Annotated in this window: 11 protein-coding genes, 2 tRNA genes and 4 rRNA genes; 11 read left to right on the top strand and 6 right to left on the bottom strand. The window is 56.0% G+C overall.

What is annotated here, in order from left to right:
* Positions 1 to 278 precede the first annotated feature (278 nt).
* Entirely contained in the window at positions 279 to 1,178 is a 900-nt protein-coding gene (locus ACWHXD_RS00560; RefSeq protein WP_003187421.1) for a LysR family transcriptional regulator, read from the bottom strand.
* A 157-nt stretch (positions 1,179 to 1,335) separates the two neighbouring features.
* Between ACWHXD_RS00560 and ACWHXD_RS00565 the strand changes: the two genes are divergently transcribed.
* The 9 genes from ACWHXD_RS00565 to ACWHXD_RS00605 all read left to right on the top strand — a co-directional run bounded on the left by ACWHXD_RS00565 (position 1,336) and on the right by ACWHXD_RS00605 (position 11,912).
* A complete protein-coding gene (locus tag ACWHXD_RS00565) occupies positions 1,336 to 2,517 on the top strand; it encodes an acyl-CoA dehydrogenase (protein WP_003187423.1) in 1,182 nt (393 codons plus the stop codon).
* A gap of 13 nt (positions 2,518 to 2,530) precedes the next feature.
* Positions 2,531 to 3,751 (top strand): CaiB/BaiF CoA transferase family protein, encoded by a 1,221-nt coding sequence (locus tag ACWHXD_RS00570; protein ID WP_138762496.1) that lies wholly within the window; start codon positions 2,531 to 2,533, stop codon positions 3,749 to 3,751.
* Positions 3,752 to 4,317: 566 nt separating this feature from the next.
* Positions 4,318 to 5,854, top strand: a 16S ribosomal RNA gene (locus tag ACWHXD_RS00575).
* An 82-nt stretch (positions 5,855 to 5,936) separates the two neighbouring features.
* Positions 5,937 to 6,013 (top strand) — tRNA-Ile (locus tag ACWHXD_RS00580).
* Positions 6,014 to 6,043: 30 nt separating this feature from the next.
* Positions 6,044 to 6,119, top strand: a tRNA-Ala gene (locus ACWHXD_RS00585).
* Positions 6,120 to 6,366: 247 nt separating this feature from the next.
* Positions 6,367 to 9,258: ribosomal RNA gene (locus ACWHXD_RS00590) — 23S ribosomal RNA — on the top strand.
* Between the two features lie 158 nt (positions 9,259 to 9,416).
* Positions 9,417 to 9,532: ribosomal RNA gene (gene rrf / locus ACWHXD_RS00595) — 5S ribosomal RNA — on the top strand.
* 109 nt (positions 9,533 to 9,641) lie between these two features.
* A 5S ribosomal RNA gene (rrf, locus tag ACWHXD_RS00600) occupies positions 9,642 to 9,757 on the top strand.
* Together the 16S, 23S and 5S rRNA genes with 2 tRNA genes alongside form the textbook arrangement of a ribosomal RNA operon.
* A gap of 274 nt (positions 9,758 to 10,031) precedes the next feature.
* Positions 10,032 to 11,912 (top strand): methyl-accepting chemotaxis protein, encoded by a 1,881-nt coding sequence (locus ACWHXD_RS00605; RefSeq protein WP_044270342.1) that lies wholly within the window; start codon positions 10,032 to 10,034, stop codon positions 11,910 to 11,912.
* Positions 11,913 to 11,973: 61 nt separating this feature from the next.
* On the opposite strand, the gene ACWHXD_RS00610 is transcribed toward ACWHXD_RS00605, so the two are convergent.
* From ACWHXD_RS00610 to ACWHXD_RS00625, 4 genes are all read right to left on the bottom strand, one after another.
* Positions 11,974 to 15,351: an amino acid adenylation domain-containing protein gene (locus tag ACWHXD_RS00610; RefSeq protein ID WP_138763631.1), complete on the bottom strand. Its 3,378-nt coding sequence runs from the start codon at positions 15,349 to 15,351 to the stop codon at positions 11,974 to 11,976.
* Positions 15,348 to 16,295, bottom strand: coding sequence for a diiron oxygenase (locus ACWHXD_RS00615; protein WP_098949905.1), 948 nt, complete (start codon positions 16,293 to 16,295; stop codon positions 15,348 to 15,350). The genes ACWHXD_RS00610 and ACWHXD_RS00615 overlap by 4 nt, the downstream gene beginning before the upstream one ends.
* A complete protein-coding gene (locus ACWHXD_RS00620; protein ID WP_138763632.1) occupies positions 16,292 to 17,050 on the bottom strand; it encodes a DUF3050 domain-containing protein in 759 nt (252 codons plus the stop codon). Before ACWHXD_RS00620 ends, ACWHXD_RS00615 begins: the two co-directional genes overlap by 4 nt.
* A 381-nt stretch (positions 17,051 to 17,431) precedes the next feature.
* Complete coding sequence (locus ACWHXD_RS00625) at positions 17,432 to 18,139, bottom strand: GntR family transcriptional regulator (protein ID WP_138763633.1); 708 nt, start codon at positions 18,137 to 18,139, stop codon at positions 17,432 to 17,434.
* Between the two features lie 320 nt (positions 18,140 to 18,459).
* Between ACWHXD_RS00625 and lapG the strand changes: the two genes are divergently transcribed.
* Positions 18,460 to 19,083, top strand: a complete 624-nt coding sequence (gene lapG / locus ACWHXD_RS00630) for a cysteine protease LapG (RefSeq protein ID WP_019819857.1) — start codon at positions 18,460 to 18,462, stop codon at positions 19,081 to 19,083.
* A 14-nt stretch (positions 19,084 to 19,097) separates the two neighbouring features.
* Positions 19,098 to 21,044 carry a cyclic di-GMP receptor LapD gene (gene lapD / locus ACWHXD_RS00635; RefSeq protein ID WP_138763634.1) on the top strand — a complete coding sequence of 649 codons (1,947 nt, stop codon included), beginning with the start codon at positions 19,098 to 19,100 and terminating at the stop codon, positions 21,042 to 21,044.
* A gap of 124 nt (positions 21,045 to 21,168) precedes the next feature.
* Here lapD and ACWHXD_RS00640 read toward each other — a convergent pair whose 3' ends face one another.
* Complete coding sequence (locus ACWHXD_RS00640; RefSeq protein ID WP_032894252.1) at positions 21,169 to 21,507, bottom strand: hypothetical protein; 339 nt, start codon at positions 21,505 to 21,507, stop codon at positions 21,169 to 21,171.
* Positions 21,508 to 21,550: the final 43 nt, after the last annotated feature.

The raw sequence follows: 21,550 nt of genomic DNA on the forward strand, positions 1-21,550 counted from the left end.
ATTAACTACAAGTCACCCTGTGACTGATTGTCGCAACAAGCTGAAATAACCTCTTTAAATACAGGTCTTTAAAGGCGTTCAGGCGTTTTCGGTCCGTTTTTCCATTGCGAGTGTGAATAGTCGTGCATTGGCCGGTAAGAGTCGCTACGAGCCATGAGATACATGGCTTTTAGCCTTATTTTTGGCTGACAAGTACAGTCTGTTTAAATGCGACATATACGTACATCTGTAGGTTCTGAATTTATCTGACTACAAAGTCAACAATTGCGTTGTGTCCTTCATTTACATGGGTTGTAGCGTCTTGACTGGTCGAGCAACCAGTCCCTGAATGCATGCAGAGAGGCTGATTCGACCTTTTTGTCAGGAATCATCAGGTAATAAGCCTTTTCGCTGGTCAGTGCTTCGGTGCTGGCGATGACCAGTTGTTGCTCCTTCAGCTCCCGCTGTATGAGGAAGGGAGGAATCAGTGCGATGCCCATGTCATGCATGGCCGCTTGAGACAGCATCGAGAATAGCTCGTATCGAGGGCCTGTCATGTCGCGAGGGATGTTCAGTTGTTGGGCGTTGAACCATTGGCGCCAGGCATAGGGGCGTGTGGTCTGCTGCAGCAGGGGCAGCTCGGCGATCTGTTGAGGGGTGAAGTGCGTGCGGTCGCCGAGTAAGCGTGGGCTGCACACCGGTACCGGGTTTTCGCCCATTAACCTGTGGGATTGTGTACCCGACCAATCGGCATCCCCAAAGTAGATGGCGGCATCGAACTCGGTGTCGGCGAACAGGAAGGGGCGCGTACGGTTTGTCAGGTTTACCGTGACTTCCGGGTGCTGATGTTGGAAATCCTTCAGGCGTGGGATCAGCCACTGCGTGCCGAAGGTAGGTACCACCGCCAGTTCGATCACATTGGCGCCCTGCTGGCCCATCACCGACAAGGTGTCGCGCTCTACGGCGTCCAGTTGCGTTGCAACCCTGCGGCTATAAGACAGCCCCGCCTCCGTCAGCTTCACTCCACGGCGTGAGCGGCGAAACAGCTCGACACTCAAAAATTCCTCCAGGCTGGCGATCTGTCGGCAAATCGCGCCTTGGGTGATGGAAAGCTCCAATGCTGCCTTGGTGAAGCTCTCGTGCCGGGCTGCTGCCTCAAAGCTGATGAGTGCGGTGGTACTGGGGATTTTTCTGCGCATGTACGTTGCCCTCACAGATAAAGCGCATTTCTGGGCTTTTTTAGTGTTACGAAGTGAGAAATTAGCACAAGCCTATGCAAAAACCTCGTTTGCCCTCTGCGCTGACCGCGCCTAGTCTGGTTCCACGACTTCTGATTTTTTCCGCGAGGACTTATTCATGGCTGGCAAGGCAAGCTTCAACTGGATCGATCCACTGTTGCTGGATCAACAGCTCACCGAAGAAGAGCGCATGGTGCGTGACAGCGCCGAGCAATTTGCTCAGGACAAGCTGGCTCCCCGCGTGCTCGAAGCCTTCCGTCATGAAAAGACAGACCCCGCTATTTTCCGTGAGATGGGCGAGACCGGTTTGCTGGGGGCGATGATCCCTGAGCAGTACGGTGGCAGTGGTTTGAACTACGTCAGCTACGGTTTGATTGCGCGTGAGGTCGAGCGTGTCGACTCCGGCTATCGCTCGATGATGAGTGTGCAGTCTTCCCTGGTCATGGTGCCGATCAATGAGTTCGGTACCGAGGCGCAAAAACAGAAGTACCTGCCCAAACTGGCCTCTGGCGAATGGATCGGTTGCTTCGGGCTGACCGAGCCCAACCATGGTTCCGACCCGGGTGCGATGATTACTCGTGCACGCAAAGTGGATGGCGGCTACAGCCTGACCGGCGCCAAAATGTGGATCACCAACAGTCCCATTGCGGATGTGTTTGTGGTGTGGGGCAAAGACGATGCAGGTGATATCCGTGGCTTCGTCCTGGAAAAGGGCTGGAAGGGCCTGAGCGCTCCCGCTATCCACGGCAAGGTGGGTCTGCGGGCCTCGATTACCGGGGAAATCGTCATGGATAACGTATTTGTGCCGGAAGAAAATATCTTCCCGGATGTCCGTGGCTTGAAAGGCCCTTTTACTTGCCTTAACTCGGCGCGGTACGGGATTTCCTGGGGCGCGCTGGGGGCTGCTGAGTTCTGCTGGCATACCGCGCGCCAGTACACACTTGATCGCCAGCAGTTTGGTCGCCCATTGGCTGCCACTCAGCTGATCCAGAAGAAGCTGGCCGACATGCAGACCGAGATTACCTTGGCCCTGCAAGGTTGCCTGCGCCTGGGTCGGATGAAGGATGAGGGGACGGCGGCGGTTGAGATCACTTCGATCATGAAGCGTAACTCGTGTGGCAAGTCATTGGACATCGCGCGCATGGCCCGGGACATGCTGGGCGGCAACGGCATCTCTGACGAGTTCGGGGTGGCGCGCCACCTGGTCAACCTGGAGGTGGTCAACACCTATGAAGGGACCCATGACGTGCATGCCTTGATCCTGGGGCGCGCACAAACCGGTCTTCAAGCGTTCTATTAATAGGAGCATGGTCATGGGCGCGCTTTCGCATCTGCGAGTGCTGGACTTGTCGCGAGTACTCGCGGGCCCTTGGTCCGGGCAGATTCTTGCAGACCTTGGGGCCGAGGTGATCAAGGTCGAAAGGCCGGGCAGCGGCGATGACACGCGCGCTTGGGGGCCGCCCTTCCTTAAGGATGCGGATGGCGAGAATACCAGTGAGGCGGCGTATTACCTGTCGGCCAACCGTAATAAAGAGTCGGTGACCATCGACTTTACGCGGCCGGAAGGCCAGAAACTGGTGCGCGACCTGGCTGCCAAGTCGGACATCCTGATCGAAAACTTCAAGGTGGGCGGCCTTGCGGCCTATGGGCTGGACTATGAATCCCTCAAAGAGGTTAACCCTGAGCTGATTTACTGCTCCATCACCGGGTTTGGTCAGACGGGCCCCTATGCGATGCGCGCCGGCTACGATTTCATGATCCAGGGCTTGGGCGGGCTCATGAGCCTGACCGGGCGGCCTGAAGGCGATGAAGGGGCCGGGCCGGTAAAGGTTGGCGTTGCCTTGACCGATATCCTGACCGGGCTTTATTCGACTGTGGCGATCCTGGCTGCGCTAGCTCATCGCGATCACGATGGCGGTGGGCAACACATCGATATGGCGTTGCTGGATGTGCAGGTGGCTTGCCTGGCGAATCAGGCGATGAATTACCTGACAACCGGGGCGCCGCCCAAGCGCCTGGGGAATGCTCACCCTAATATTGTGCCCTATCAGGATTTCCCCACTGCCGATGGAGATTTCATTCTCACCGTAGGCAACGACGGGCAGTTCCGTAAATTCGCTGAAGTCGCTGGACAACCACAATGGGCGGATGACGTGCGTTTCGCCACCAATCGCGCGCGTGTGGCTAATCGCGCGGAGCTGATCCCCTTGATTCGCCAGGCGACGGTCTTCAAGACGACCGCTGAGTGGGTGTCGCAGCTGGAGCAAGTGGGCGTGCCGTGTGGGCCGATCAATGATCTGGCGCAGGTGTTTTCCGATCCTCAGGTCCAGGCGCGTGGTTTGGCGATTGAGCTGCCTCACGCATTGGCGGGGACAGTGCCCCAGGTTGCGAGCCCGATACGCTTATCCAAGACGCCTGTGGAGTACCGGAGTGCGCCTCCTCTATTAGGGGAGCATACGCTTGAGGTGCTGCAGGGGGTTCTGGGGCTGGGAGCTGCTCATGTGGCCGCATTGAAGGAGGCGGGCGTTATTTGAACTTCCCTTCTATATAGGCGCGCAGTGGTGAGCTGGTTGTTTTTTAACCGAAGCTAACTTATTGATAGGAAAGCAAAATTAAGAGTTGACGGCGAATTATATCTGTCTATAATTCGCCCCACTTCCGGCGCAGTCGAAACGGAAAACTCCTTGGTAAACAAAGAGTTATGCAGTTCTCGACAGCAAGTTGCTTCAGTTCATCGAAGCCAAAAGGAAGTTGAAAAAGAGGTGTTGACAGCAGCGTGTAACGCTGTAGAATTCGCCTCCCGCTTACGAGAGATCGCAAGCGCAAGTGGTTGAAGTTGTTGAAGAAATCTTCGAAAACTTCTGAAAATAACCACTTGACAGCAAATGAGGCTGCTGTAGAATGCGCGCCTCGGTTGAGACGAAAGATCTTAACCAACCGCTCTTTAACAACTGAATCAAGCAATTCGTGTGGGTGCTTGTGGAGTCAGACTGATAGTCAACAAGATTATCAGCATCACAAGTTGCTCCGCGAGAAATCAAAGATGTAACCAACGATTGCTGAGCCAAGTTTAGGGTTTCTTAAAAACCCAAAGATGTTTGAACTGAAGAGTTTGATCATGGCTCAGATTGAACGCTGGCGGCAGGCCTAACACATGCAAGTCGAGCGGTAGAGAGAAGCTTGCTTCTCTTGAGAGCGGCGGACGGGTGAGTAATGCCTAGGAATCTGCCTGGTAGTGGGGGATAACGTTCGGAAACGGACGCTAATACCGCATACGTCCTACGGGAGAAAGCAGGGGACCTTCGGGCCTTGCGCTATCAGATGAGCCTAGGTCGGATTAGCTAGTTGGTGAGGTAATGGCTCACCAAGGCGACGATCCGTAACTGGTCTGAGAGGATGATCAGTCACACTGGAACTGAGACACGGTCCAGACTCCTACGGGAGGCAGCAGTGGGGAATATTGGACAATGGGCGAAAGCCTGATCCAGCCATGCCGCGTGTGTGAAGAAGGTCTTCGGATTGTAAAGCACTTTAAGTTGGGAGGAAGGGTTGTAGATTAATACTCTGCAATTTTGACGTTACCGACAGAATAAGCACCGGCTAACTCTGTGCCAGCAGCCGCGGTAATACAGAGGGTGCAAGCGTTAATCGGAATTACTGGGCGTAAAGCGCGCGTAGGTGGTTTGTTAAGTTGGATGTGAAATCCCCGGGCTCAACCTGGGAACTGCATTCAAAACTGACTGACTAGAGTATGGTAGAGGGTGGTGGAATTTCCTGTGTAGCGGTGAAATGCGTAGATATAGGAAGGAACACCAGTGGCGAAGGCGACCACCTGGACTAATACTGACACTGAGGTGCGAAAGCGTGGGGAGCAAACAGGATTAGATACCCTGGTAGTCCACGCCGTAAACGATGTCAACTAGCCGTTGGAAGCCTTGAGCTTTTAGTGGCGCAGCTAACGCATTAAGTTGACCGCCTGGGGAGTACGGCCGCAAGGTTAAAACTCAAATGAATTGACGGGGGCCCGCACAAGCGGTGGAGCATGTGGTTTAATTCGAAGCAACGCGAAGAACCTTACCAGGCCTTGACATCCAATGAACTTTCTAGAGATAGATTGGTGCCTTCGGGAACATTGAGACAGGTGCTGCATGGCTGTCGTCAGCTCGTGTCGTGAGATGTTGGGTTAAGTCCCGTAACGAGCGCAACCCTTGTCCTTAGTTACCAGCACGTAATGGTGGGCACTCTAAGGAGACTGCCGGTGACAAACCGGAGGAAGGTGGGGATGACGTCAAGTCATCATGGCCCTTACGGCCTGGGCTACACACGTGCTACAATGGTCGGTACAGAGGGTTGCCAAGCCGCGAGGTGGAGCTAATCCCATAAAACCGATCGTAGTCCGGATCGCAGTCTGCAACTCGACTGCGTGAAGTCGGAATCGCTAGTAATCGCGAATCAGAATGTCGCGGTGAATACGTTCCCGGGCCTTGTACACACCGCCCGTCACACCATGGGAGTGGGTTGCACCAGAAGTAGCTAGTCTAACCTTCGGGAGGACGGTTACCACGGTGTGATTCATGACTGGGGTGAAGTCGTAACAAGGTAGCCGTAGGGGAACCTGCGGCTGGATCACCTCCTTAATCGACGACATCAGCTGCTCCATAAGTTCCCACACGAATTGCTTGATTCATTGAAGAAGACGAAAAGAAGCAGCCCGAAATTGGGTCTGTAGCTCAGTTGGTTAGAGCGCACCCCTGATAAGGGTGAGGTCGGCAGTTCGAATCTGCCCAGACCCACCAATTTTGTGTGGGAAACGCCTGTAGAAATACGGGGCCATAGCTCAGCTGGGAGAGCGCCTGCCTTGCACGCAGGAGGTCAACGGTTCGATCCCGTTTGGCTCCACCACTACTGCTTCTGTTTGTATAAAGCTTAGAAATGAGCATTCCATCGTTGTGATGGTGAATGTTGATTTCTAGTCTTTGACTAGTTCGTTCTTTAAAAATTTGGGTATGTGATAGAAAGATAGACTGAACGTTACTTTCACTGGTAACGGATCAGGCTAAGGTAAAATTTGTGAGTTCTCTTAACTGAGAAATTCGAATTTTCGGCGAATGTCGTCTTCACAGTATAACCAGATTGCTTGGGGTTATATGGTCAAGTGAAGAAGCGCATACGGTGGATGCCTTGGCAGTCAGAGGCGATGAAAGACGTGGTAGCCTGCGAAAAGCTTCGGGGAGTCGGCAAACAGACTTTGATCCGGAGATGTCTGAATGGGGGAACCCAGCCATCATAAGATGGTTATCTTGTACTGAATACATAGGTGCAAGAAGCGAACCAGGGGAACTGAAACATCTAAGTACCCTGAGGAAAAGAAATCAACCGAGATTCCCTTAGTAGTGGCGAGCGAACGGGGACTAGCCCTTAAGTGGCTTTGAGATTAGCGGAACGCTCTGGAAAGTGCGGCCATAGTGGGTGATAGCCCTGTACGCGAAAATCTCTTAGTCATGAAATCGAGTAGGACGGAGCACGAGAAACTTTGTCTGAATATGGGGGGACCATCCTCCAAGGCTAAATACTACTGACTGACCGATAGTGAACTAGTACCGTGAGGGAAAGGCGAAAAGAACCCCGGAGAGGGGAGTGAAATAGATCCTGAAACCGTATGCGTACAAGCAGTGGGAGCCCACTTTGTTGGGTGACTGCGTACCTTTTGTATAATGGGTCAGCGACTTATTTTCAGTGGCGAGCTTAACCGAATAGGGGAGGCGTAGCGAAAGCGAGTCTTAATAGGGCGTCTAGTCGCTGGGAATAGACCCGAAACCGGGCGATCTATCCATGGGCAGGTTGAAGGTTGGGTAACACTAACTGGAGGACCGAACCGACTACCGTTGAAAAGTTAGCGGATGACCTGTGGATCGGAGTGAAAGGCTAATCAAGCTCGGAGATAGCTGGTTCTCCTCGAAAGCTATTTAGGTAGCGCCTCATGTATCACTGTAGGGGGTAGAGCACTGTTTCGGCTAGGGGGTCATCCCGACTTACCAAACCGATGCAAACTCCGAATACCTACAAGTGCCGAGCATGGGAGACACACGGCGGGTGCTAACGTCCGTCGTGAAAAGGGAAACAACCCAGACCGTCAGCTAAGGTCCCAAAGTTATGGTTAAGTGGGAAACGATGTGGGAAGGCTTAGACAGCTAGGAGGTTGGCTTAGAAGCAGCCACCCTTTAAAGAAAGCGTAATAGCTCACTAGTCGAGTCGGCCTGCGCGGAAGATGTAACGGGGCTCAAACCATACACCGAAGCTACGGGTATCACGTAAGTGATGCGGTAGAGGAGCGTTCTGTAAGCCTGTGAAGGTGAGTTGAGAAGCTTGCTGGAGGTATCAGAAGTGCGAATGCTGACATGAGTAACGATAATGGGTGTGAAAAACACCCACGCCGAAAGACCAAGGTTTCCTGCGCAACGTTAATCGACGCAGGGTTAGTCGGTCCCTAAGGCGAGGCTGAAAAGCGTAGTCGATGGAAAACAGGTTAATATTCCTGTACTTCTGGTTATTGCGATGGAGGGACGGAGAAGGCTAGGCCAGCTTGGCGTTGGTTGTCCAAGTTTAAGGTGGTAGGCTGGAATCTTAGGTAAATCCGGGATTCTAAGGCCGAGAGCTGATGACGAGTTAACTTTTAGTTAACGAAGTGGTTGATGCCATGCTTCCAAGAAAAGCTTCTAAGCTTCAGGTAACCAGGAACCGTACCCCAAACCGACACAGGTGGTTGGGTAGAGAATACCAAGGCGCTTGAGAGAACTCGGGTGAAGGAACTAGGCAAAATGGCACCGTAACTTCGGGAGAAGGTGCGCCGGTGAGGGTGAAGGACTTGCTCCGTAAGCTCATGCCGGTCGAAGATACCAGGCCGCTGCGACTGTTTATTAAAAACACAGCACTCTGCAAACACGAAAGTGGACGTATAGGGTGTGACGCCTGCCCGGTGCCGGAAGGTTAATTGATGGGGTTAGCTAACGCGAAGCTCTTGATCGAAGCCCCGGTAAACGGCGGCCGTAACTATAACGGTCCTAAGGTAGCGAAATTCCTTGTCGGGTAAGTTCCGACCTGCACGAATGGCGTAACGATGGCGGCGCTGTCTCCACCCGAGACTCAGTGAAATTGAAATCGCTGTGAAGATGCAGTGTATCCGCGGCTAGACGGAAAGACCCCGTGAACCTTTACTATAGCTTTGCACTGGACTTTGAATTTGCTTGTGTAGGATAGGTGGGAGGCTTTGAAGCGTGGACGCCAGTCTGCGTGGAGCCATCCTTGAAATACCACCCTGGCAACTTTGAGGTTCTAACTCAGGTCCGTTATCCGGATCGAGGACAGTGTATGGTGGGTAGTTTGACTGGGGCGGTCTCCTCCTAAAGAGTAACGGAGGAGTACGAAGGTGCGCTCAGACCGGTCGGAAATCGGTCGTAGAGTATAAAGGCAAAAGCGCGCTTGACTGCGAGACAGACACGTCGAGCAGGTACGAAAGTAGGTCTTAGTGATCCGGTGGTTCTGTATGGAAGGGCCATCGCTCAACGGATAAAAGGTACTCCGGGGATAACAGGCTGATACCGCCCAAGAGTTCATATCGACGGCGGTGTTTGGCACCTCGATGTCGGCTCATCACATCCTGGGGCTGAAGCCGGTCCCAAGGGTATGGCTGTTCGCCATTTAAAGTGGTACGCGAGCTGGGTTTAGAACGTCGTGAGACAGTTCGGTCCCTATCTGCCGTGGACGTTTGAGATTTGAGAGGGGCTGCTCCTAGTACGAGAGGACCGGAGTGGACGAACCTCTGGTGTTCCGGTTGTCACGCCAGTGGCATTGCCGGGTAGCTATGTTCGGAATAGATAACCGCTGAAAGCATCTAAGCGGGAAACTAGCCTCAAGATGAGATCTCACTGGAACCTTGAGTTCCCTGAAGGGCCGTCGAAGACTACGACGTTGATAGGTTGGGTGTGTAAGCGCTGTGAGGCGTTGAGCTAACCAATACTAATTGCCCGTGAGGCTTGACCATATAACACCCAAGCAATTTGACTACTCTAACGAGCATCAGATTGCGGTGTGTGAAGACGAAAATGAACCGAAAGTTCGACGCTCACAAAACACCGAGATCTGTCACATACCCAATTTGCTGAAGCGAGGCCAGTTGGCCACGACTCAGTACCAGAATTTCTTGACGACCATAGAGCATTGGAACCACCTGATCCCATCCCGAACTCAGCAGTGAAACGATGCATCGCCGATGGTAGTGTGGGGTTTCCCCATGTGAGAGTAGGTCATCGTCAAGATTAAATTCCAAAACCCCTGTCTGCTAACGCAGACAGGGGTTTTGTTTATGTAGAAGCTCATGAATTTCACCGGCACGTTGCCAACGCAACGGTCTGGTACACAGAATTTCTTGACGACCATAGAGCATTGGAACCACCTGATCCCATCCCGAACTCAGCAGTGAAACGATGCATCGCCGATGGTAGTGTGGGGTTTCCCCATGTGAGAGTAGGTCATCGTCAAGATTGAATTCCGAAACCCCTGTCTGCTAACGCAGACAGGGGTTTTGTCGTTTAGGGCTGCCCATCACAGCCAATCTACCTTACCCCTACCGCCTGTCGGTTTCCTACGCTAAAAGAAGATGCTTCTCACAAATTCCTAAGATTTGTCGAAGTTTGGCCGAAAGCCTGACGAGCCATGCGTGCACCGAAATAGAGCGACCGCAGAGTCCGCCTATCCCGTTACATGGAATGTTCCACTCGGCACGCTCACCCCCCTTTGGCAAAAGAAGTCGATGAAATGAATCTCAAGTTCAGTCATAAAATTCTGTTGGCCGCGTCAGGCGTCGTGGTTTTAGCCTTCGCGTTATTCACGCTCTACAACGACTACCTGCAGCGCAGCACCATCAGGCAAAACCTCACTTCGTCCATCCAGCAATCCGGCGAGCTCACTGCCAGCAGTGTGCAGAACTGGCTCAGTGGTCGCATCTTGGTTCTCGAGAATCTGGCGCAGAACGTTGCCCACCAGGGCAGCGCCGCCGATCTTCCTGGTTTGGTCGATCAACCAGCGTTCACCAGCAACTTCCAGTTCACCTATGTGGGACAAGCCAACGGGGTATTCACCCAGCGCCCTGACGCGAAGATGCCTGACGACTACGACCCTCGTCAGCGCCCTTGGTACAAGCAAGCAGTAGTGGCGGACAAAACCATGCTTACTCCGCCTTATATGGCGGCTGTGGGCGGTCAGATCGTGACAATTGCCATGCCGGTGAAAAAGAACGGCGAGTTGTTGGGTGTTGTTGGTGGTGACCTGAGCCTGCAGACACTGGTGAAGATCATCAACTCGGTAGACTTCGGTGGCATTGGCCATGCGTTTCTGGTCAGCGGCGATGGCCAGGTCATCGTCAGTCCAGACCAGGACCAGGTGATGAAGAACCTCAAGGACATCTACCCTGGCACCAACGTGCGCATTGAGAAGCTCAATCAGGACGTCGTACTCAAAGGACAGGATCGCATCCTCTCTTTCACGCCTATCAGCGGCTTGCCAGGCGCTGACTGGTACATAGGCCTGTCGATCGACAAAGAAAAAGCCTATGCCCCGCTGGGCAAATTCCGTACTTCGGCCTTGATTGCGATGTTGATTGCCGTTGTGGCTATTGCGGTGCTCCTGAGCCTGTTGATTCAAGTACTGTTGCGCCCGTTGACCACCATGGGCGTGGCCATGCAGGACATTGCCCAAGGCGAAGGTGATTTGACCCGACGCCTCGACGTGACCAGCAAGGATGAGTTCGGCGAGGTCGGCAGTGCATTCAACCAGTTCGTCGAGCGAATCCACGCGTCGATTTCCGAAGTGTCTTCGGCAACGCGCCAGGTGCACGATTTGTCCCAGCGTGTGATGGCTTCATCGAATGCGTCGATCATCGGTTCTGACGAACAGAGCGCGCGTACCAACAGCGTGGCCGCAGCCATCAACGAACTGGGCGCTGCCACTCAGGAAATCGCGCGTAACGCCGCTGACGCGTCCCAGCACGCCAGTGGTGCCAGCGAACAAGCTGACGATGGTCGTAAAGTGGTGGAGCAAACTATCCAGGCGATGTCCGAGTTGTCGCAGAAGATCAGCCTGTCCTGCACCCAGATCGAAACCCTTAATGCCAGTACCGACAACATCGGGCACATCCTGGATGTGATCAAAGGCATTTCCCAGCAAACCAACTTGCTCGCCCTCAACGCGGCGATCGAAGCGGCCCGTGCTGGTGAAGCCGGGCGTGGTTTTGCCGTGGTGGCGGATGAAGTGCGTAATTTGGCGCACCGTACCCAGGAGTCGGCAGAGGAAATCCACAAGATGATCACTTCGCTGCAAGTGGGCTCGCGTGAAGCTGTGACCACCATGAACGCCAGCCAGGCTTCCAGCGAAGAAAGTGTTGAAGTCGCCAACCAGGCAGGTGAGCGCTTGGTCAGCGTGACGCAACGTATCGTTGAGATTGATGGCATGAACCAATCCGTCGCGGCCGCGACTGAAGAGCAGACCGCAGTGGTCGAAACCCTCAACGTCGATATCAACCAAATCAACCTCTTGAACCAGCAAGGTGTGGCCAACCTCAACGAGACGCTCAAGGACTGCGATGCGCTGTCCCAGCAGGCCAGCCGATTGAAGCAATTGGTCGATAGCTTCAAGATTTGATTCTGACTGCATCGGAGCGAGGCCTCTCGCTCCGACTGCTTGGCCCTGTCCACGGTGCTATTCAGAGGAAGCTGATAGCGCTCAGGTAGTCGCAGCCCTTGCGTAACAGCGCCTGGCTCTTGGGTGGATAGCACATCCCCATTTTTTCCAAGCCCCACCTGGCATTGTCGTAACGGATCATCGACGTGTCACCGATGTCTTCGCCCAGCCCGTCCAGATAAAAGCCCAGCACCCCGAACAGGGCGTTATCGCGGCTCACTTTGCGCAACGCTCGTTGCCACTCTTCAACGCTGACTCGGTCAAAAACGTGCCCAGCCTCGCTGAAGGCATCAAGGTACTGATCCCAATTCAGGGGCTGCGGATTGTGCAAGTTGAACACGTTTCGCCCAGGGTCAAAATGAGCGCTGTGGAAGGCGATGAAACGCGCCAGGAAGTCCACCGGCATCAGATCGAAATTGGCCTCCAGTCGCGGCACCAACCCCAATTGCAGAGACCCCTTGAGCATCAACAGCAAGCGGTTTTTCTGTGGTTGGCAGACACCGTTCTGGCTGTTGAAGCTGATATTCCCCGGCCGATGAATATTAACCCAGGCCCCTTGCTCGACTGCTCGTCCTAATAGCCGCTCGGCGACCCACTTGGAGAGGTTGTAGCCGTTTTTCACGTAGAGCGGCAGTGTGCGCTGGGCAGGCGCTTCAAGTACGTAGCCATCGACGTCCACGCTGCTGCAGGCTGACAGCGTCGAGATGAAATTGAGGACCTTCTTGCAGTGGGTCTCGCAAAGACGCAGGCACTCCAGCAGAGGTTCGACGTTGTCCTTGGCGAGTGAGGCGTAATCCATCACATGATTGACCTGCGCGGCGTTATGCACCACCACGCCGTAATGACGGGCGAGGTGCTCGTACACATCGTCCGCCAAGCCCAGGCGGGGTTTACGAATATCAGCGGCGTATACCTGCACTCGGCTCAGGTCCAGATGTTCCAAGCGGTATTCACGCAATGCCTGGGCGAACCTTGCCGCCGCCGAATGGCCGGGCAACTCACGCACCAGGCACGCCACGTCCTGCGCTCCGCCAGCCAGCAGTGCCTGGACGATATGCACCCCGACAAAGCTGTTCGCGCCAGTGACGATGGCTTTGCGCGAATCTCCCGCAAGGGCCTCGGGCAGCACTTCGACCGCCAGTGCTTGCGTCGCGTCTTGCTCCATCTGGTTGGACTGGGTATCCGGCAGCGCGCTGCCATCCATGAGTGCGGCCAATGTGCGGATGGTCGGCGTTTCAAAAAAGGGGCTCAGGCAGAAGCTACGGCCAAACTGCTCGCGCAGGCGTAGCAACAGCGTCGACAGCAGGATGGAGTGGCCACCCAGGTTGAAAAAACTTTCATCGATCGAGAGGTCGCCAGCGGGTAATCCCAACAGTTCACCCCACAGGTCAGCCAGTTGTGCCTGCAAAGGGTCTCGTACGCGGCAGCGGCTCACCTCGACGGGTGTGGGTATTGGCATGGCCAGTAAGGCTTTGCGATCGATCTTGCCGTTATCCGAACTAGGCATGCCTGCCAGCTCGCTCCAGGCGCTTGGCTGCATGTGCACGGGCAACCATTGCCGAGCGTGTTCCTTCAGGCTTGCCAGCGTAGCGCCAGGTTCTGGCCGGGCGGCAAACCCGATGACTCTGTGTGCCGCATCGATCACCACTGCCACTTGGCGAAACAAGCGACTGTCGCGCAAGCACTGCTCAATATCCTGGGGCTGAACTCGAAAACCGCGAATCTTGACTTGTTCATCTCGGCGGCCACCCAGTTCGATGCCTTCTTGCGTCCATTTCGCCAAGTCGCCGCTGCGATAAGCCTGCAGCACTTGCCCATTGGGCAGTGTCAGTGCCACGAACGGATTGTCGGCCAGCGCCGGTGTATTCGAATAACCCAGGCTTACGCCCGGGCCGACAATGTACAAGTCGCCCATTACCTGTTCATCTACGGGCTGCAGGTTCCCATCGAGGATCAGCACCTGGCTGTTGGCGATGGGAAGTCCAATATTGCGATGGCTGTCACCTCGCTGGAATACCCGATGGGTCACCAACACAGTGGCCTCGGTCGGCCCATAGAGGTTATGTAGTTGGCATTGACCGGCCAGTTGTTCGATCACGCAGGGCTCGCAGAAATCACCTCCGGTCAGCAGATGAGACATTCCTAACGGCTGATCCAGCGGCAGGATACTGAGCAGCGCCGGTGGCACGAACCCATGCGTGACGCGTTGCTGGCGAATCAGCTCTACCAGTTGCTGAGGGTCGTGACGTTGGTCTGCACTGGGGACAATCAACTCGGCGCCGGCGATCAAGGCCGGGAAAATATCGATCAGTGACGAATCAAAGCCCAGCGACGAAAACTGCAGGACGCGGCTGTGTTGATCCAACGCCACGCGCCTGACGAGCCAGGCCGTGAAATGCGCCAGGTTGTATTGGCTAAGCAGTACCCCCTTAGGCCGGCCCGTCGTACCCGAGGTGAACAGTGCCACGCAGGGCTCGTCGGCACCGGGACGATGGCGCATCAGCGGTTGCGTCATGTCGGCGCTATGCGCTGCGACCTGGCTCACATCCAGTGAAACGAAACGCTCTCGCAGCGGGTGCTGGCCGTTCTCCAGCAGCACGCACGCCTTGAGGCTGGTCAGCATGCAGTGCTGGCGTTGCTCCGGGTGGTCCGGCACCAACGGCAAATACACGGCGCCACAGCCAAGCACCGCAAGAATGCTGGCGTACAGCTCGGCGGATTTCTCCAAGCATACGCCGACTGCTCGGGGTGACTCGGCACTCTCCAGCAGGGGAAGCAGGCGTTGTTGGATTGCCATGGCTTTTTGCTCGAGCTGCCGATAAGTCAGCACGTGACCTGCGATGTTCAGCGCGGTTCGATGCGCGAAGGTATGAAGGCTGGCCTGCAGCCGTTCGATCATGGGCGTCCGGGCCGCGTGCAGTAAGGCAGGGTCTGCCGTGTGGTTGAACCGGTGCATGAAAGCCAAGGCATCCAGCTCTTGCAGACTCTGTTCAGGCCAGGCGTTAGCAGTGGCCGTTGCCGAGAAATAAGCGGGGTCTCTTGAGAAACCGCAGACCAACAAAGCAGTGCACTCCACCAAGCCATCCGTTGCCTGCTGGCGCAACCGCTGCCCATTGCCGCTGGGCTCCTCGGCAACGTCTTGCACAGCTAGCAGGCGCCGCTCGCGGTCATAGCAGCGTAACTGCAGTAAGGGCAGCCCGTGTTCGCGGAGCGGGCCGACACCCACGCGCAAGCTTAACCAAGGCGCACTGGTGGGCGAGGGCGGCAGCGGCTGACTCCCGTCGTCAATCACCAGGTCGACAGACCCCGTTCCTGCCACATGCCCATATTGCTCCAGCTCCTGCTTGAGCGCCTCCAGAGCTTTACTGGTGCCCCGCCACTCGATCTGCAAGCGCCTCATGCCAACCTCCTCGATACGGGCAGGTAGTCGCTCAGGGCTCGTGCCACGCTAGGGGTTTGCAGGACACCGCTGTGGTGCAGAAAGCCCATGATATTGGCCACCAGCGGATGTTGATGGGTGATGGGAAAGTCCAGCGCCTGGATTTCATCGCGCAGTGCCAGGCGAGCGTCGGCACTGATAACCAAGTGTTCGATCAGTTGCAGATCGAAGTCTTTTTGTAGGTCGTTGGTCAGGTAGTGCGTCAGGAACACGGGCAGGGCTTGAGCAATGTGGTCGCGAGCTTGCGAGCTTGCCGATTGCCAGTAGAGACGCACCAACTGTGTCCAGAACCGCGCATGCCGCCCTTCATCAAACAGATGATCGGCCATCAGGCCGCGGACAGAGGATTTGACGCTGCCGTCTTTGGAAAACGCTGCGACGTCATGGGTGACGGTGTTCTCGGCGATGGCGACGCCGATCAACTCAACGGCATCGTGCAAATATACCGGTACCTGCGCCTGGGCTGCCGGCAGCGCGCGGCCCAATTCAATTTTCCCGGGTAGATCAAGCGGTTGGATTCCGGTCATCTCCACGGCTTGCTGCAGGAAATCCAGCGCGACCAGCGCGTGGTAATCCTCGTCGACAACGACCGTCATCGCGTCGTAGCGGCAGGCGAGGGGGAAGGGCAGGGAGAAGCGATTTTTAGCGATGCTGCGCGCGGTTTTGTCGACGATCTCGGTTTCGAAAATCACCACGTCATTGATGAATTTATAAAAGCTTTGCACCAGTACGAAGTCGCGCCATTGTGGGCAGTGCTTGAGAAAGGTTGCACTCAGCACCAGAGGCTGGCGGCACAGGGGGAAGATGAGTTTGTCGTCGTCTTCCAACATCCGCCGGGGGCGTGTGCGGATGGTTGCGCGACGCTCCCAGTCATCGGCAAAGGATTGGTAGTGGGCGGCGTTCACGGGCGTACCTCTTGCATCGAGGCCAGTACGTCGTCCCAGAGGGTAATACGACTCTCCACGGCGCCCAGGGCGGTGTTATCGGCCTCTCGCTGACGGCTGGGGTCTGCTTCGATCAGGCGCTGTAGCAACTGATGCGCCGCAGGCCCGTGATCATCGCTGTCCATTTCGATATGGCGGCTGAGGTAGTGACATAACGTAGGGGCCTGCCGATCTATGAAAGCATGGCTATGCAAAAGCCTCTCGAACATCGACGGAATTACACTCTCGCGGCCATGCAGGAACGCTGCTGCCACACAGTGGGTCGGCGCGCTCAAGGCGATTTGCAAGGTGCTGTCGACGAAGCGGGCCACGCCCTGGGGCGCACCGATCATTTGCAACGCTGCGCTTACCTCCACTCCTTGGCTTTGCAACTCGATAAAGCGGGTGATTGCGACAGTGCTGGCGCCCACTTCCGTCATGGCGTCCAGGTACAACTCGAAGTGGCTGCAATAGCCTCGCGTCGGGTGTTCGTCCGACTCTTCAGCCAGCACGATTTCATTGATCAGGCGGGCAGCGTGCGGGTCAGCGCAGGGAAGCCAGGGCAGTTGCGTGCAGGTCAGGTCCTGTTGCAGGCGTTTGGTCAGGCTCATGAAGTCCCACACGGCAAATACATGGTATTGCATAAAGTGTTGTAACTTGCCAAGGGTGGTTATTTCTATAAATAACGGGTGGCCGAGAAGTTTTTGTTTTTTTTGCTCAAGTAAATATTGATGCATGGTTGACGCCTATAGTTGTTGCGAGTGCTGTAAAAGCAGTGTTGGAATATTATAGTTGTGGATGTAAGAGTAACTTGGCCACGATCACGTGCACGACGCTGCCTTTTAAGTAGGCGGTCGCAGCGGTTTGGGAAAGCGGAGCTTGCTAGGCGAAGATAGTAAGCTGATTGAATGTTTGAACCGGTATACAAATGTATTAAAGGACTTTGCGGGTATTTATATGTGCGGTAAGTTGCCCGGATATAGGTGGGATTTTTCCGTGTACTAAGTCGGCGTTAATTGCCCTTTAGTTGATTTTTTTAATATTTCTGACGGAGCAACAATCCTGATAGGGAAGTTGCTCCGTCACATAAGTATTAAGGGCTCAGGCGAAAAAACCGACTACACGGCTTTTTTGTCGGCGCTCTCAAGGCCCCTGAGGTAGGTCGCGATTACCTCCATGCCTCGCATCAAGTGGTTACGCAGCGTCAGGATGCTCTCCTCGACCTTCTTCTGTGCCACCAGGCTCAGCAGTTCGCGGTGATCCTCCTGGGAAGTCTCGCCCAGCCCCATCGCTTCAAGGTTGAAGCGCAGGAAGCGCTCCTCCTCGTTCAACCCGTGCTCGACCAGAGTGAGTAGCCGCTGGTTGGGCGCCTTGCCATACAACACCATGTGGAACAGGCGATTGAGCCGACCAATCTCGGTGTAGTCTTTTTCGATTTCCAGTGCATTGATACAGGCCTCGGCTTGAGCAAGGTCCGCGTCGGTGAGCAACGGAATCGACAGGCGCAGGGCTTCGGACTCCAGCAGCATGCGCAAGGCATAGGTCTCAGCCGAATTGTCCTCGATCAACGGGGCAACGACGGCACCCTTGTGAGTCACCACATGCAGCAAGGATTGCGCCTCCAGCTGGCGCAAGGCTTCGCGCACGGGCATGCGGCTGACGCCGAACAGGCTGGCCAGTTCTTGCTGGCGCATGGCGGTGCCACAGGGCAGTCGCCCATCGAGGATGGCATTACGCAAGGTTTCTTCAATAACCGAGCGCGCAAGATGGGCGGGAATAGGCCCGCTGATTTTGATGCTGCTTAATGGGTTCGGCTTCTGCGTCACGGTTGCGCTATCCTCCTTTTCTTGAATAATAGTTTGGCTAATTGGATCCAAAGAACACTAAAGATGGGCCAGGCGCTTGTCAAACAGCCAGAGTTTCCGTTTGTAAGGGCTTACACAGCATACTTTGTGTCTCTCACAAGGGGCGGTTATAAAAACGCGGCTCCCGCGAATGATTGCACTGTGCCATTGTTTTTTGTAGGGCCAGGCTTCACCATTCCTTGAAATTCCGTCTCTTTCATGGACTGAACACTTTGGCGGTAAGTTTTATTCCCTATCGACTGCTTTGCTGGCTTTTATCAGCAATTTTACTGGCTGGCCTGATGCTTGGCGGGCTGCGTGCCGATTGGGATTTCTCGCAGATCAGCCGCAAGGCCACCGCCGTCTACGGGCCGTTGGGCCAAGGCCAGCAGCGTATCGACGCCTGGCAGCGGCTATTGGCGAGCGAAAAACAGGTCAGCGAGCAGGACCAGCTCAAGGTCGTCAATTTGTTCTTCAACAAGCAAATGACCTACGTGGAAGACATCGATCTCTGGCACGTTGTCGATTATTGGGAGACACCCGTCGAAGCACTCTGGAAAGGTGCCGGTGACTGCGAAGACTACGCCATCGCAAAGTATTTCAGTTTGCGTCATCTGGGGGTGTCCAGCGACAAACTGCGCATTACCTACGTCAAGGCCCTGCGGCAGAATCGAGCGCACATGGTCCTGACCTATTACTCGACCCCCGACGCCGTACCACTGGTGCTCGACAGCCTGATGGATGAGATCCTGCCGGCCACCCGTCGCACCGATCTGGTCCCGGTGTACTCATTCAACGCCGAGGGGCTGTACTTGCCCGGTGCCAAGGGCAACAAGAAAGTCGGTGATACCAAACGCCTGTCGCGCTGGCAGGATGTGTTGAGAAAAATGCGTGCGGAAGGCTTTCCAGCCGAGCCTGCCAACTAGGAGTAACTGATCGGATGTCTCTGTTCAAACAGCTATTGATCGCAATCTGTCTGTTCCTGGTGGTCGCCTTCAGCGGCAGCTTCATGGTCAGCCTGGAAAGCTCGCGCACCCAGTACGTCAACCAACTGCGCTCCCACGCCCAGGACGCCGCGACGGCGTTGGCGCTGTCGCTGACCCCGAATATCGACGACCCGGCCATGGTGGAGCTGCTGGTCAGCTCGATCTTCGACAGCGGTTACTACGCCAGCATCCGCGTCGTGGACCTGGCCACCGACAAAACCATCGTCGAGCGCAGCGGTATCCCGGACAACAACGGCGTGCCCAACTGGTTCGTCAAGTTGATCGGCCTGGAGCCGGCCGGCGGTGATGCGTTGGTCAGCCGTGGCTGGGAACAGGCCGCACGGGTCGAAGTGGTCAGCCATCCGATGTTCGCCCTGGCCAAGCTCTGGCAAAGCGCCCTGGGCAGCCTGGGCTGGCTGCTGCTGTGCGGCGCGGTCAGCGTGGTGCTCGGTGGGCTGCTGCTGCGCCGGCAATTGAAGCCGTTGGACTATATGGTCAAGCAATCCCACGCCATTGCCCGCCGCGAGTTCCTCAGCCTGCCTGACTTACCCCGCACGCCAGAACTGCGTCGCGTGGTACAGGCCATGAACCAGATGGTGGAAAAGCTCAAGGCGCTGTTCCAGGAGCAGGCCGAGCGTAGCGAAAAACTGCGCACCGAATCCTATCAGGACAACCTCACCGGCCTCGCCAACCGTCGTTATTTCGAGATGCAGCTCAACGCCCGCGTCAGTAACCCGGAAGAGACCAACTCCGGCTACCTGCTGTTGCTGCGGGTCAAAGACCTGGCCGGCCTCAACCAGCGCCTGGGCGGCCAGCGCACCGACCAGTTGCTGCAAGCGATTGGCGAACAACTGCTGCGCCAGTGCGCGCCGTACCCGGAAACCCACAACCTCGTCACCCGTATTCGTGGCGGTGAGTTCGCCGTGCTGGCGCCGGGTTTGATGCGTGAAGAAGCGGTGCAGCTGGCGCAGAACCTGGAAAGCACTTTGCTCAGCCTGCAAGCGACCGGCGCCAGCGACGTTACGCCGGTCGCCTATATCGGCCTGGCGCCGTTCAGCCATGGCGATGCGCCCCAAGCCTTGTTGACCCTGGCCGACCAGGCTCTGGCCCAGGCCCAAGCGCAGGGCGACACCAGTTGGGTGTGCCTGGACCGCAGCGCCGCCGCCAGCGTGGGAGACGATCACCATGCCTGGCACACCTTGCTGGACCAGGCCCTGACCCAGCAGCGCTTCCAGCTGTATTTCCAGCCGGTGGTGGCCAGCCAGGACCCACAGTTGGTCTTGCACTACAAAGTGCTGTCGCGCTTGCAGGACGAAGACGGCCACACCATACCGGCCGGGCGCTTCCTGCCGTGGCTTGAGCGCTTCGGTTGGTCGGCCCGCCTGGACCGCCTGATGCTGGAGCAGGTGCTCAAGCAGATGAGCAGCCACACCGAGAACCTGGCGCTGAACCTCTCGGCCGCGACCCTGCAGGACACCCAGGCTCTGAACCGCATTTATGACCTGCTACGCCAGCACAGCAACCTGGGCCCGCGCCTCACCCTGGAGATCGGTGAAGAGCAACTGCCTGAGCAGCACGTGCTGGAACAGATGACCCAGCGCCTGCGCGAGCTGGGCTTCTCCCTCAGCCTGCAACGTTTCGGTGGGCGGTTCAGCATGATCGGCAACCTGGCGCGCCTGGGCCTGGCGTACCTGAAGATCGACGGCAGCTACATTCGCGCCATCGACCAGGAAAGTGACAAGCGCCTGTTTATCGAGGCCATCCAGCGAGCGGCCCATAGCATTGACCTGCCGCTGATTGCCGAGCGTGTAGAGACCGAGGGCGAACTGAAGGTGATTCGTGAGATGGGGATTTTCGGTGTGCAGGGCCAACTGTTTGGCGAGCCCGCACCCTGGAAATAATTTACCTGTAGGCGTGAGCTTGCTCGCGAAGATCGCCAACGATAACGCGCAAAGCCTGACACCCCGTGGCGATTTCAGTTTTTTCGCGAGCAAGCTCGCTCCTACAGGGGTAGGAGCGGTTGGATTAAATCAATCCTTTCTCGTCGTCATCGATCAACTGGCTCAACCCACCCAACGCTTCCCGCGCCTGGTTACGGTCCATCAACTTGGCCTGGGCTGCCGGGGGCAGGTCGGTCACGCTGATCACCCCTTTGCGGGTCAGCACCTGGATCAAGTCGTCCAGCACCCGGATCATCTCCAAGTCGCTCTGCTTGAGCTGGGCCAGGCTGGTTTCCACTACTTCGTTGGCGTACCAGGCCTGGATCTCATGGTGATCGGCCGGCAGGGTTTCAGTGGAGTCGGCAAAGGCGATAGCCTCTACGCGAACCAGCGCGCCCTGTGCATCACGTTGCACGTAAAACATAACAACCCCTCGAAAATGCGCCACAGGCGTTCAACAGCATAGG

Source organism: Pseudomonas fjordensis (genome assembly GCF_976987115.1).